This window comes from Kitasatospora sp. NPDC101235 (genome assembly GCF_044767505.1).
Classification (GTDB): Bacteria; Actinomycetota; Actinomycetes; order Streptomycetales; family Streptomycetaceae; genus Kitasatospora.
Genome location: NZ_JBIWNZ010000003.1, coordinates 289286 through 302056 on the forward strand (window position 1 = coordinate 289286; position 12771 = coordinate 302056).

Annotated in this window: 11 protein-coding genes; 3 read left to right on the forward strand and 8 right to left on the reverse strand. The window is 72.7% G+C overall.

Going from position 1 to position 12771, the window contains the following annotated elements; all coding sequences use genetic code 11:
- Nucleotides 1-30 precede the first annotated feature (30 nt).
- Entirely contained in the window at nt 31-1188 is a 1158-nt protein-coding gene (locus ACIRRH_RS07455; RefSeq protein ID WP_403063685.1) for a S1C family serine protease, read from the reverse strand.
- A gap of 170 nt (nt 1189-1358) precedes the next feature.
- Here ACIRRH_RS07455 and galE point away from each other — a divergent pair, with 170 nt between their 5' ends.
- Nucleotides 1359-2345 carry a UDP-glucose 4-epimerase GalE gene (galE, locus tag ACIRRH_RS07460; RefSeq protein ID WP_403063026.1) on the forward strand — a complete coding sequence of 329 codons (987 nt, stop codon included), beginning with the start codon at nt 1359-1361 and terminating at the stop codon, nt 2343-2345.
- Nucleotides 2346-2382: 37 nt separating this feature from the next.
- Here the strand turns inward: galE and ACIRRH_RS07465 are convergent, their stop codons facing one another.
- A complete protein-coding gene (locus ACIRRH_RS07465; protein WP_403063028.1) occupies nt 2383-4761 on the reverse strand; it encodes a PQQ-binding-like beta-propeller repeat protein in 2379 nt (792 codons plus the stop codon).
- 448 nt (nt 4762-5209) lie between these two features.
- On the opposite strand from ACIRRH_RS07465, the gene ACIRRH_RS07470 reads away from it, so the two are divergent.
- Entirely contained in the window at nt 5210-5857 is a 648-nt protein-coding gene (locus ACIRRH_RS07470; RefSeq protein WP_224284690.1) for a TetR family transcriptional regulator, read from the forward strand.
- A 239-nt stretch (nt 5858-6096) separates the two neighbouring features.
- Here ACIRRH_RS07470 and ACIRRH_RS07475 read toward each other — a convergent pair whose 3' ends face one another.
- The 6 genes from ACIRRH_RS07475 to ACIRRH_RS07500 all read right to left on the reverse strand — a co-directional run bounded on the left by ACIRRH_RS07475 (nt 6097) and on the right by ACIRRH_RS07500 (nt 11914).
- Nucleotides 6097-7041: a beta-ketoacyl-ACP synthase III gene (locus ACIRRH_RS07475; RefSeq protein ID WP_403063031.1), complete on the reverse strand. Its 945-nt coding sequence runs from the start codon at nt 7039-7041 to the stop codon at nt 6097-6099.
- Between the two features lie 122 nt (nt 7042-7163).
- Nucleotides 7164-8354 carry a L,D-transpeptidase family protein gene (locus ACIRRH_RS07480; RefSeq protein WP_403063034.1) on the reverse strand — a complete coding sequence of 397 codons (1191 nt, stop codon included), beginning with the start codon at nt 8352-8354 and terminating at the stop codon, nt 7164-7166.
- 116 nt (nt 8355-8470) lie between these two features.
- Entirely contained in the window at nt 8471-9634 is a 1164-nt protein-coding gene (gene mqnE / locus ACIRRH_RS07485) for an aminofutalosine synthase MqnE (protein WP_403063037.1), read from the reverse strand.
- Between the two features lie 52 nt (nt 9635-9686).
- The gene (locus ACIRRH_RS07490) at nt 9687-10649 is read right to left on the reverse strand and encodes a threonine/serine dehydratase (RefSeq protein ID WP_403063040.1); all 963 of its coding nucleotides are present in this window, start codon (nt 10647-10649) and stop codon (nt 9687-9689) included.
- Between the two features lie 3 nt (nt 10650-10652).
- Entirely contained in the window at nt 10653-11111 is a 459-nt protein-coding gene (locus tag ACIRRH_RS07495; RefSeq protein WP_030055719.1) for an Lrp/AsnC family transcriptional regulator, read from the reverse strand.
- A gap of 119 nt (nt 11112-11230) precedes the next feature.
- A complete protein-coding gene (locus ACIRRH_RS07500; protein WP_403063043.1) occupies nt 11231-11914 on the reverse strand; it encodes a UbiX family flavin prenyltransferase in 684 nt (227 codons plus the stop codon).
- Between the two features lie 90 nt (nt 11915-12004).
- Between ACIRRH_RS07500 and ACIRRH_RS07505 the strand changes: the two genes are divergently transcribed.
- The gene (locus ACIRRH_RS07505) at nt 12005-12748 is read left to right on the forward strand and encodes a cyclase family protein (RefSeq protein ID WP_403063046.1); all 744 of its coding nucleotides are present in this window, start codon (nt 12005-12007) and stop codon (nt 12746-12748) included.
- Nucleotides 12749-12771: the final 23 nt, after the last annotated feature.

The window sequence follows — 12771 nt, forward strand, 5'->3', positions numbered from 1 at the left end:
GTCCCCGTACCGGGGCTGAGGGGGAGGTGGTCAGGGCGTTCCCAGTTCGCCGAGGGTGACGTCGACGGTCTTGGTGGCGCCGCCCCGGGTGTAGGTGACGGTGACGTGCTTGCCCGGGGTGAGCGAGGCGAGCGCGGTGGTGAGCGCGTTCAGCGAGTCGACCTGGGTGTCGTCGATCTTGGTGATGACGTCCCCGGCCTGGAGCCCCGCCGAGGCCGCCGCCCCGCCCGGGGTGACCGCCACGATGACCGCGCCGGCCGGCTGGAACTGCTGGTTGAAGCTGGTCCGGGCGGTGATGCCGAGCGCGGCCCGGCCGGAGTTGGTGACCTTGCCCTGCTTGATCAGCTGGTTGGCGATGTTGGTGATGGTGCTCGCCGGGATGGCGAAGCCGATGCCGGGGGCGGCCGCGCCGTTGGTCTGCGGCTCGGTCGCGGCGAGCGTGTTGATGCCGATCACCTGGCTGTCCAGGTTCGTCAGCGCGCCGCCGCTGTTGCCCGGGTTGATCGCCGCCGAGGTCTGCACCATGTTGCCGATGGTGGCGCCCGGCGACCCGGCGCCCTGGGGCTCGGTGACGGTCCGCCCGACGGCCGAGACGATGCCCTGGGTGACGCTGCTGGAGAGCCCCAGCGGGCTGCCCATGGCGAGGGTGAGCTGGCCGATCTGGACCTTGCTGGAGTCGCCGAAGCTCGCCGGCTTGAGACCGCTCGGCGGGCTGCTCAGCCGGATCACCGCGAGATCGGAGTCGGGGTAGCTGCCGACCAGGGTGGCGTCCAGCGCCGTGGTGCTGTTGGCGAGGGTCACCGTGAAGGTGGTCGCGGTGCCGACCACGTGGGCGTTGGTGACGATGTCGCCCTTGTCGTCGTAGACGATCCCGGAGCCGAGGCTCTCGCCGGTGGTGATCTGCACCACGGAGGGCAGCACGTTGGCGATCACCATCTGGTAGGCGTCCTGCAACTGGGTCCCGCCGTTCGGCTGGCCGGGCGTCGGGGAGGCCTGCGGCGAGCCGGTGGCCGTGGGCGAGCCGGTGGCCGTGGCCGTGGGCGAGCCGGTGGCGGCGGCGGTGGACGAGGAGGGCGAGCCGCTGCTGCAGCCGGCCAGCGCCAGCGCGGCCGCCACCGCGACCGCGACCGCCCCCGGCAGCCGCCCGGACAGCGCCCTCGGCCCGGTCTGCCGCGGCCCGGCGGGCAGGCGGCGGGTATGTTCCTTGCGACGGCGCACCTGGCTGCCTCCGATTCGTCACCACGCCGGGGCGCGGGCATGAGAGCACGAAAATCTTTGCCAGTTTTTCACCGTTTTGTCCGATTTGCGACCCCGACTCGCCCGAACGTGGCGATCGGATGCGCCCCTAGGATCGGCACATGACTTGGTTGATCACCGGCGGTGCCGGATACATCGGCGGACACGTCGTCCGACAGCTGCTCGACGCCGGGGAGCGCGTCGCCGTCCTGGACGACCTCAGCACCGGAGACGCCTCCAGGCTGCCGGCCGGCGTCCCCCTGATCGAGGGCTCCACCCTGGACCGCGCCGTCCTGGACGCCGCGATCCGCGAGCACGGCGTCGAGGGCATCCTGCACTTCGCCGCCAAGAAGCAGGTCGGCGAGTCCGTCGAGCAGCCGTTCCTGTACTACCGCGAGAACATGATCGGCCTGCAGACCGTTCTGGAGGCCGCCGCCAAGGGCGGGGTGAAGCGCTTCCTCTTCTCCTCCTCCGCCGCGGTCTACGGCATGCCCGACGTCGACCTGGTCACCGAGTCCACGCCCTGCGCCCCGATGAGCCCGTACGGCGAGACCAAGCTGGCCGGCGAGTGGCTGGTCGCCGCGGCCGGCAAGGCGCACGGCATGTCCACCGTGGCCCTGCGCTACTTCAACGTGGCCGGCGCCGCCTCCCCCGAGCTCTCCGACGCCGGGGTGTTCAACCTGATCCCGATGGTCTTCGAGCGGCTCACCGCCGGCCAGGCGCCGCGGATCTTCGGCGACGACTACCCGACCCCGGACGGCACCTGCGTCCGCGACTTCATCCACGTCTCCGACATCGCCTCGGCGCACGTGGCGGCCGCCAAGCGGCTGGCCGCCGACCCGGCCGGCGCGACCTGCCTGGTGCTGAACATCGGCCGCGGCGAGGGCGTCAGCGTCAAGGAGATGCTGGAGGTGATCGGCAAGGTCACCGGCTACGACACCACCGCCGAGGTGACCCCGCGCCGCCCCGGCGACCCGGCCCGGGTCGTGGCCTCCGCCGACCTGATCCACCGCGAGCTGGGCTGGACCGCCCGCCACGACGTGACCGAGATGGTCTCCTCCGCCTGGGACGGCTGGTGCAGCCGCCACCCCGGGGCCCGCAGGGCCTGACCGGACGGCGCCGGTACGGCGGTGCCCGCCCCGCGGTTCAGCGGGCGGGCACCGCCGTGCCGTAGAAGGCGTCCAGCGCGTACACGCAGCGGTCCTTGGAGCCGACGAAGACCCGGCCGCCGACCGCCACCGGCGAGCCGGTGAGCTCGCCCTTGGTGCCGAGCTCCCAGCGCAGCTGACCGCTCGCCAGGTCCAGGGTGTGCAGCGAGTGGTCCCGGCTGCCCAGGTGCACCAGGCCGTCGGCCACCGCCGGGGAGCCGACGATCTCGCCGCGGGCGGTGTAGCGCCAGCGCTCCCGGCCGGTGGCCGCCTCGAAGGCGTACAGCACCTCGCCGTTGCCGACCAGCACCATGCCGTCCGAGACCACCACCGGGTCGGCGCCCTGGCGGCGGCCGGTGACCCCGCGCCAGCGGTCCAGGCCGGTGGCCGCGTCCAGCGCGTAGACCGTGCCCAGGTAGTCGGCCACGTAGACGGCGTCGGCGTCCAGGGCGGGCGGGGTGAACAGCACCACCGGGGCCTCGAAGCGCCAGCGCTCGGCCCCGCTGGCCGCGTCCAGCGCGTACACCCGGGTGCCGGCCGACACGTACAGCACGCCGCCGCGCTCGACCGGGTGCGACGGCACGTCCTCGCCGACCGGGAAGGACCAGCGCAGGCCCGCGCCGCGCGGGTCGACGCAGCGCAGCCGCCCGCCGCCGTAGTAGTAGGCGGCGCCGCCCACCAGGACCGGGCCGGACTGCGGGTTCTCGTAGTCCTGCTGGGCGTCGTCGGCGCGCCACAGCTCGGCGCCGTTGGCGGCCGAGCGGAGCTGGATGCCGCCGCCCCTGATCCCGCAGCAGAGCACGCCGTCGGCGGCGGAGAGCGAGTAGACCCAGCCGTCCAGCGAGGTGCGCCAGCGCTCGGTGCCGTCCGCGGCGTCCACGGTGTACAGGTGCGGGCCGTCCGCGGCGTGCACCCGGCCGGCGTCCACCGCGAGCGCCCAGGCGACGTCCCGGGTCTTGTAGCGACGCTCGCCGGAGGCGATGTCCAGCGCGTGCACCTCGAAGCTGGAGACGAAGAGCGTGCCGTCGGCGACCACCGGGGTGCCCCAGACGTCGTTGGACATCCGGAACCGCCAGGGGCGCCAGCGGGCGACCGGCGGGGGCGGCGGGGTGGGGGCCCGGCGGACCCAGTCGGTCGTGGCCGGGGCGGTGTTCGGGCCGGGCTGCTCGTGCTCGGCCCGCGGTCCCGGGCCTATCCGCACCGAGGCGCCGGACAGCTGCACCTCGACGGCACCGCCGGACGGCGCCCGGTGCTTGTTCGGCGAGGCGATCTTCGCGGTCGGGATCTCGGCGTCCGAGCCCTGGCCCGGCTGCGGCAGGCTGTGCACCGGCCCGGCCGGCGGCTGCGCGTGCCGCCCCGCGTCGGTGCGCGGGTCGGCCGTCCTCAGGTGCTGCGGCGGGACCTGCACGGGCGGCGCCTGCGGGAGCGGGGGCGGCTGCGGCGGCTGGGCCGGGCCCGCCTGCGGGCGCGACGGCGGGGCGGCCGGCCGGCGGCCGCGCTTGCGCTCGATCAGCTCCAGCGCGTTGGCCGGCAGCCAGTCCCCGGCCTCGCCGGAGGCGTCGTCCCGGGAGAAGAGGTGCGGGGCCAGCTCGGCCTGGATCTGCGCCGGGGTGGGCCGGCGCTCGGGGGCCTGGTGCATGCAGGCGCGGACCAGGTCCATCAGCTCGGCCGGCATGCCGGTCAGGTCCGGCTCCTCGCGCAGCAGCTGGAACACCGTCTCGACCGGGTTGGAGCCCCGGTAGGGCGGGTGCCCGGTGGCGCAGAAGACCATCAGCGAGCCGAGCGAGAACACGTCGCTGGCGCCCCGGACGGTACGGCTGTCCCGGGCCTGCTCGGGGGACATGTAGGCGGGGGTGCCGACCGCGACGTTGGTCATGGTGAGCCGGGTGCTGGACACCCCGGACGCGATGCCGAAGTCGATCACCTTCGGGCCGTCCTCGACCACCAGGACGTTGGAGGGCTTGAGGTCGCGGTGGATCAGCCCGGCGCCGTGGATCGACTGCAGGGCCTCGGCGATGCCCGCGACCAGCCAGCGGGTGGCCTCCACCGGCAGCGGGCCGCACTCCTCGACCAGGTCCTCCAGCGAGGGCGACGGGATGTACGCGGTGGCCAGCCAGGGCACCCGGGCGTCCGCGTCCGCGTCCACCACGGCCGCGGTGTAGAAGCCGCCGACCGTCTTGGCCGCCGCGATCTCCCGGGCGAAACGGACCCGGAACAGCTCGTCCTCGGCCAGCTCCCCCCGCACGGTCTTGATGGCCACCCGCCGCCCCGACGCGGAACGCGCCAGGTAGACCAGCCCCATCCCACCCGCGCCGAGCCGCCCCAGCACCTCGAAGGGCCCGATCCGCCTCGGATCGTGCGCCGTCAGCTGGTCCACTCCGCTGCCACCTCCCCGTTGTCCGCACCCGCCGCGTGGTGCCGGACCCGATTCTCCAATGCCGCCCTGCGCATATCCAACCTCCCCCACCCGCCGGAACCCGTCGTCCGGGCCCGGACGACGCGCCGGACGGGCCCCTGACCAGCGAGGACGGAACGGCCGGATCCTGACGCCCGTTCCGGGGGCGGCTTGCGCGCGCGGCCCCGGACCGTCCACTTCCGGACGGTGCCGCATCTTCCCGCCATCGTCACTCTCTGTCGCCCGACCACCCCTCAGCGGACTCGCCGTCACGCTGTGAGATCAAAAGCACACGGGGGGGCTTCAACAGGGGCTTCGAAGCCCGGTGAATATCCGTCCGAAGTGGTTCATGCCGCTATACCAACCCCCGTGCGGAGTAATAGTCGCATCACCGAATCGCGCCAAGATCGTGCCACGGTAAGCTGACGGCATGACAGGACAAGTTCGCACCGTCGACGGTCGCGTCGCCGGGCGACGCGGACAGGAGACGCGGCAGAAGCTGCTCGACTGCCTCCGCGAGATGCTCAGCACGTCGCCCTATCGGGACGTCAAGGTCATCGACGTCGCCCGTATGGCGGGTACCTCCCCCGCGACCTTCTACCAGTACTTCCCGGATGTCGAGGGCGCTGTCCTCGAAATCGCCGAGGAAATGGCCAAGGACGCCGACCAGCTCAAAGAGCTGGTGGCCGGAAAGTCCTGGGCAGGGAAGTCCGGACCGACCACTTCTGAAGAACTGGTCGACGGATTCCTCGCCTTCTGGCGCAAGAACGACGCCATTCTCCGAGTGGTCACGCTCGGTGCCGCCGAAGGGGACAAGCGGTTCTTCAAGATCCGCATGACGGTCCTCAACGCGGTCGCCAAGCCGCTCGCCGAGGCCGTCAAGGAACTCCAGGCGAAGGGTCAGGCCGACAAGTCGCTCGACCCGAACGCAGTGGCCGGGGCCCTGGTCTCGCTGCTGGCCTCGGCGGCCGAGCACCAGAAGGCCTTCACCTCCTGGGGCGTCAAGGTCAAGGACCTCAAACCCAACCTCGCTCCCCTGGTGTACCTGGGCGTCACCGGCAAGAAGGCGCCCAAGTAGGACCATCCTCCGACCCACCATCCGCTCCGCGCGCAGCCCCGGCCTCCTGTCCGGGGTACGAGGGACGGCGGCCGTGTCCTCGGGGGAGGTCCGCCGACGTACCGCACGCGCGCCAGACATGCCGGTGGGCGGGTACCCGTGAAGGGTGCCCGCCCACCGGCATGTGTGCGTTCAGGCGGCCTCGTGGCGCCTTCAGGGGGCGTCGCGGCGCCGTTCGGGCAGCCGGCGACGCCGTCGGGTCAGGGGCAGCGCACGACCTGGCCGGCGTAGGCCAGGCCGCCGCCGAAGCCGAAGAGCAGGACCGGGTCGCCGGGCGAGAGCTCGCCGCGCTCGACCAGCTTGGAGAAGGCCAGCGGGATGGAGGCGGCCGAGGTGTTGCCGGAGTCGACCACGTCCCGGGCCACCACCGCGTCGGTGAGGCCCAGCTTGTTGGCGATCGCGTCGATGATCCGCAGGTTGGCCTGGTGCGGGACGAAGCCCTTCAGCTCGGCCGGGTCGATCCCGGCCCGCTCGCAGGCCTCGCGGGCCAGCGGGGCGAGCTGGGTGGTGGCCCAGCGGAAGACCGACTGGCCCTGCTGGCTGATCACCGGGTCCCAGCCGGTGATCACCACGGCGTCGCCCTTCTCCGGCACGGAGCCCCAGACCACCGGCCCGATGCCCGCCTCGCCGCCGTCCTCCTGGGCCTCGACCAGCGCGGCGCCCGCGCCGTCGCCGAAGATCACGCAGGTGGAGCGGTCGGTCCAGTCGAGCGTGTCGGACATCCGCTCGGCGCCGATCACCAGGGCGCGGCGGGCCGAGCCGGCCCGGATCGCGTGGTCGGCGGTGGCCAGGGCGTACGAGAAGCCGGAGCAGACCGTGTTGATGTCGTACGCGGCGGGCGCGCGGATGCCCAGCCGGGCGGCCACGGCGGCGGCGGTGTTGGGGCTGCGCTCGATCGCGGTGCAGGTGGCGACCACGACGAGGTCGATCTCCGCCGGCGTCCGGCCGCCGTTGGCGAGCGCCTTCTGCGCGGCCTCGGTGGCGAGGTCGACCAGGCTCTCGTCCTCGGCGATGTGCCGGCTGCGGATGCCCACACGGGTGCGGATCCACTCGTCGTCGGTGTCGACGAGCGCCGCCAGGTCGTCGTTGGTGAGGACCTTGGGGGGCTGGTAGTGACCGAGTGCCACAATGCGCGAACCGCTCATACTGCCATGGAACCGGGTTACCCGCTGGTCAGCATGGTATGACCGGTGACAGGATCCGCCCCTTCGTTCTGTAGGAGATCAACAAGGGGCGTTGCGGCGTCTGGGCTGCGCGTACGCCGAGGTCAGGCGGCCAGTGCGGTGGCGTCGCCCATCACGATGACCGGATGGGCCGCCGGATCCAGGGTGCGGATCAGCTGGGCCATCTTGTCCTCGGGGATCGACACGCAGCCGTGGGTCGGGCCGTCGTGGTCCACGTGGAGCCAGATGCCGCCGCCCTTCTTGGAGCCCATCGGGCGGCGCGGGTCGAGCGGGGAGTTGCCGGGGACGCGGTTGTAGTCGATCGCGACCACGTAGTCGAAGGAGCCGGCCAGCTGGTCCCCGAAGAAGCCCGTGCCGGAGACCACGAAGCTCGGGTCCTTGTCGTACGGGAGCTTGCTGCCCGGGTCCGCCTTGCGGCCGCCCGCGTCGGTGAGGCTGAACACGCCGATCGGGCTGCGCAGGTCGCCCTCGTTGTGGTCCGTGGTCCAGCCGTTCTTGCCGTTGTGGCCCTGCCAGGTCTCGCCGGCCAGCCAGCGGCCCTCGGGGGTGCGGGTCCAGAGGGTGACGGTGTTCTTGTCGGTGTTCTTGTCCTGGCCGGAGGCGACCACGACCTGGGTGGTCCCGGCGGGGATCTTCGCGGTGAAGGCGGCGCCGAGGCCGGGTATCGCGGCGACCGAGCCGTCCGCGCGGGTCTGGCTGCGGTCGGCGGCCGGGGCCGCCGCCTTCCGGTCGGAGGCTGCCTGGGCGGCCGCGGGGGCCGGGGCGGGCTGGTCGGGCTTGCTGACGCCCTCCGGGCCGGGGCCGTCGGCGGCGGCGATGCCGGGCTTGGCGTCGTCCTGGCCGACGGCGTACCAGCCGGCGGTGGCGGCGACCAGCAGCGCGGTACCGGCCATCACGGCCTTGCCGTGACGTTTCTGCTTGGCCTTGCGACGCCGTCCCCGGGCAGCCGTCCGGGCACCCGCCATGGGCGCGGCGGGCACGGCGAGCACGACGGGCTCGGGCTCGAAGTACACGGGCTCGGGAGCGGGCTCCGCCTCGTAGTAGACGGACTCGGGGACGGGCTCGGCCCCGTACGGCTGGAACGGCTGGTCGTACGTCTCGAAGTACCCGTCAGGGGTCTGCGCGTACGGCTGGTACTCGCCCTGGTAGTAGCCCTGCTGAACCGGCTGCTGGTACGCCTGGCCGCCCTCGTGCTGCTGCTGCGGCATCAGGTCGACCGGCCCCTGCATCGGCTGGTGCGGCGGGTACGCGGTGGCACGATCAGAACCGGACATGCCTTCGATCCTGCCAAACGCCACACCCGTTGGTAAACCCGGGCCTCGTGCGGAGGCCGTGAAGACCACCTCCGCCCGGGCCGGAGAGCGGCCCGGGCGGCAGGGATCTTCGCAGGTCAGAGGCGCATCGCCTGCGGAGACTCACGGCGCATCGGGTCCGGGCCGTCGTACTCGCGGATGACCTCGTAGCGGGTGTTGCGCTCCACCGGGCGGAAGCCGGCGTCCCGGATCAGCCCGAGCAGGTCGTCGCGGCCGAGCTTGTTCGGGGTGCCGAAGTTGTCCGCGTCGTGGGTGATCTTGTACTCGACCACCGAGCCGTCCATGTCGTCCGCGCCGTGGCTGAGCGCCAGCTGGGCGGTGGTGACGCCGTGCATCACCCAGAAGACCTTGACGTGCGGGACGTTGTCGAAGAGCAGCCGGGAGACCGCGAAGGTCTTCAGCGCCTCGGCGCCGGTGGCCATCTCGGTGCGGGCCATCAGCTTGTTGCGCACGACGCCGTCCTTGGAGTCGTGGAAGTCGTGCTGGTAGCGCAGCGGGATGAAGACCTGGAAGCCGCCGGTCTCGTCCTGGAGCTCGCGCAGCCGCAGCACGTGGTCCACCCGGTGGCGGGGCTCCTCGATGTGGCCGTACAGCATGGTGGCCGGCGTCTTGAGGCCCTTGCTGTGCGCGAGGCGGTGGATCCGCGACCAGTCCTCCCAGTGGGTGTCGTGGTCGACGATGTGCTGGCGGACCTCCCAGTCGAAGATCTCCGCGCCGCCGCCGGTCAGCGACTCCAGGCCGGCGTCGATCAGCTCGTCCATGATCTCGTCGGCGGACAGGCCGCTGATCTTCTCGAACCAGTGGATCTCGGTGGCGGTGAAGGCCTTCAGCGAGACGTTCGGCAGAGCCGCCTTCAGCTCCCGCAGCGAGCGCGGGTAGTAGCGCCACGGCAGGGTCGGGTGCAGGCCGTTCACGATGTGCAGCTCGGTGAGGGACTCGCTCTCCATCGCCTTGGCGAGGCGGACGGCCTCCTCGATGCGCATCGTGTACGCGTCCTTCTCGCCCGGCTTGCGCTGGAACGAGCAGTACGCGCAGGACGCGTTGCACACGTTGGTCATGTTGAGGTGGCGGTTGACGTTGAAGTGGACGACGTCGCCGTTCTTCCGCGTCCGCACGTGGTGGGCCAGCCCGCCCAGCCAGGCCAGGTCGTCGCTCGCGTAGAGCGCGATCCCGTCCTCGCGGGTCAGCCGCTCACCCGCGTAGACCTTCGCCTCCAGCTCGCGCTTGAGCCCTGCGTCCATGCGGTGCCCCGCCTCCTCCGACGTTCGATTCCTTGCCGGAACGAGCGTACGCCTATGCCGAGAGCAGCTCGGCGAGCAGTGCGGGGTCGATGTTGCCACCGCTGACCACGGCCGCCACCGTCTGGCCCCCGGTCTCGGCGGCACGGTGGAAGTAGGCGGCCGGGGCGACCGCCCCGGAGGGCTCGGCGACCAGCCGGCCGCGGCGGGCCAGCACGGCCACGGTGGCCCGGATCTCGTCCTCGGTGACGGTGACGATGTCGTCCACGTAGGCGGTGACGTGCTCGAACGGCAGCACGCCGAGCGACGGGGTGCGCAGCCCGTCCGCGATGGTCCGGTAGGTGTCGGCGACCGGCCACTCGACCCGGCGGCCGGCCCGCAGGCTGGCCCGGGCGTCGGCGGCCAGCTCGGGCTCCACGCCGATCACCCGGATGCCCGGACGGGTGAGCTTGAGCGCGGCCGCCGTCCCGCCGATCAGGCCGCCGCCGCTGACCGGCACCAGGACGGTGTCCAGCTCGGCCGGTGCGTCCTCGGCGATCTCCAGGCCGACCGTGCCCTGGCCCGCGATGATGAACGGGTCGTCATACGGGGGCACCCAGACATAGCCGTGCTTCTCGGCCAGCTCGCCGGGCAGGGTGTCCCGCTCCTCCGGCGCGACCAGGATCACCTCCGCGCCGAACGAGCGGGTGGCCTCCACCTTCACCGCGGGCGAGGTGTCCGGCATCACGATCACGGCCTTGATGCCGAGCGTCCGGGCCGCGTACGCCACCGCCTGCGCGTGGTTGCCGCTGGACTGGGCGACCACGCCCCGGGACCGCTCGTCCTCGGTGAGCGCGGCCAGCCGGTTGTAGGCGCCACGGGTCTTGAAGGCCCCGGTCGGCTGGAGGTTCTCGGGCTTCAGCCAGAGCCGCCGCTCCCCCTCGGCCGCCCAGGGGGCGGGAACCAGCGGGGTGCGCACGGCGACCCCCGCGATCCGCTGCCGGGCCGCGCGCAGTTCCTCCAGGCCGACCAGTGCCATGCGTCACTCTCCTACAGGAGGAAGTTCACTCACCCGGTTTTCCCACTTCGTGGAGAGTACGACGGTGGTGCGTGTCCGGGCCACACCCTTCGTGCCCGAGATCCGCTTGACCACCGACTCCAGGCCGGCCACGTCGGCCACCCGGACCTTCAGCATGTAGGAGTCGTCGCCGGCGATGAACCAGCAGTCCTCGACCTCGTTGAGGTCCTTCAGCCGGAACGCGACGTCCTCGTGGTCCGCGGCGTCGGTGAGCTGAAGGCCGATCAGGGCCGTGACGCCGAAGCCGAGCGAGGCCGGGTTGACCGTCGCCCGGTAGCCGGTGATGACACCGGCCTGCTCCAGGCGGTTGATCCGGTCCGTCACGCTCGGGCCGGAGAGCCCGACCAGGCGGCCCAACTCGGCGTAGGACGCGCGGCCGTTCTCCCGGAGCGCCTGGATGAGCTGTCTGTCCACCGTGTCCATATACCGTCCGCGTCCTTCCGAACCTCTCCAGACCCACAGATCATTATCCGGATTCAAAGGCGCTGCGCGCCGACCGACCCGGATATCGCAGAGAAGATACTCTCCCGCCCTCGGTCTCCTTACTCCCCCTCAGGCCGGACGCCTCCGTTGTCGTCCGCCCGGCGGGCCGCCGCCCCCAACTCCCCTTCCCAGCGCAGGTACAGGGAATGCGGCACGTCGACGGCGTCCAGCACCCGTCCGGCCACGAAATCCACGAGCTCACGCGCGGTGGAGCCGCCGGCGTAGAAACCGGGCGAGGCGGGCAGGACGACCGCCCCCTGTGCGTCGAGCTCCACCAAGTGCTTCAACGTCACCCCGTTGAGTGGTGTCTCGCGCACGCAGACGACGAGCGGGCGGCGCTCCTTGAGGGTGACGCTGGCGACGCGCTGCAGCAGGTCCTTGCTCAGGCCGAGCGCGATCCCGGCCACCGCGCCGGTGGTCGCGGGCACCACCAGCATGCCCTTGGCGGGGTAGGAGCCGCTGGACGGGCCGGCCGCGAAGTCCCCGGCGGGCCAGTAGCGGACGCCGTCCAGGCCGTCGTCCGGGCCCTCGGTACCGAGCCAGGCGGCGAGGTCGGCGCGCCAGTGGGCGTCCCGGAAGGAGATTCCGGTCTCGTCCAGGATGGTGAGCCTGGCGGCGCGGCTGACGATCAGGTCCACCGCCTCACCGGCGGCCAGCAGCGCACGGATCACCGAGGCCGCGTACGGCGTCCCCGACGCACCCGAGACCCCGACCACCCACGGCTGACGCTTCACAGTTCCCATGGGGCAATTCTGTCCCGGCTCCACCTGCGTGTTCGGCCCGGGCGGGCCGGGAGGGGCCCGGAAGCCCCCCGCCCCTGGAAGGATGGGCGCATGGCAGCGACCCTCGTCGACCTCACCCATCAGGTGACCACCGCGATGCCGGTCTACCCCGGCGATCCGGCCGTCCTGCTGGAGCCCGCGCTCACCACGGCCACCGCCGGGGTGAACGTGCTGGCCCTGCACCTCGGCTCGCAGTCCGGGACGCACGTGGACGCGCCGTACCACGTGGACGTCACCTGGCCGACCCTGGACGGGCTGCCGCTGGAGCGGTTCACCGGCCCGGCCGTGGTCGCCGACCTGCGCGGGCTGGAGCCCCGGGCGGCCGTCACCCCCGAGCTGCTGGCACCCGCGCTGGAGCGGGCCGCCGAGGGCACCGTCCTGCTGCTGGCCACCGGCTGGGCCCGGCACTGGGGCACCGACGCCTACCTCGCCCACCCCAGCCTGTCCCCGGCCGCCGCCGAGGCGATCGTCGCCGCCGGGGTGCGGACGGTCGGGGTGGACGCGCTCAGCGTCGACCCGACCCCCGACCCGGGCCCGGGCGACCCGGCCGTGGCCGCCCTGCTCGCCGACCTCACCGACGAGCACGACCACGGCACCGCCGACGAGCCCTCGCTCGCCGCGCACCGGGTGCTGCTGGGGGCGTCCGGCGGCGGGGTGATCGCCGAGAACCTGACCGACCTGCGGCCGCTGCTGGCCGCCCAGGAGGCCGGGCTGCCGGTGGAGGTCTCGTTGTTCCCGCTGCGGCTGGTCGCGGCGGACGGCGCACCGGTACGGGCGGTGGCCCGGCTGGGCTGAGCGGACGGTACACCCTCCGACAC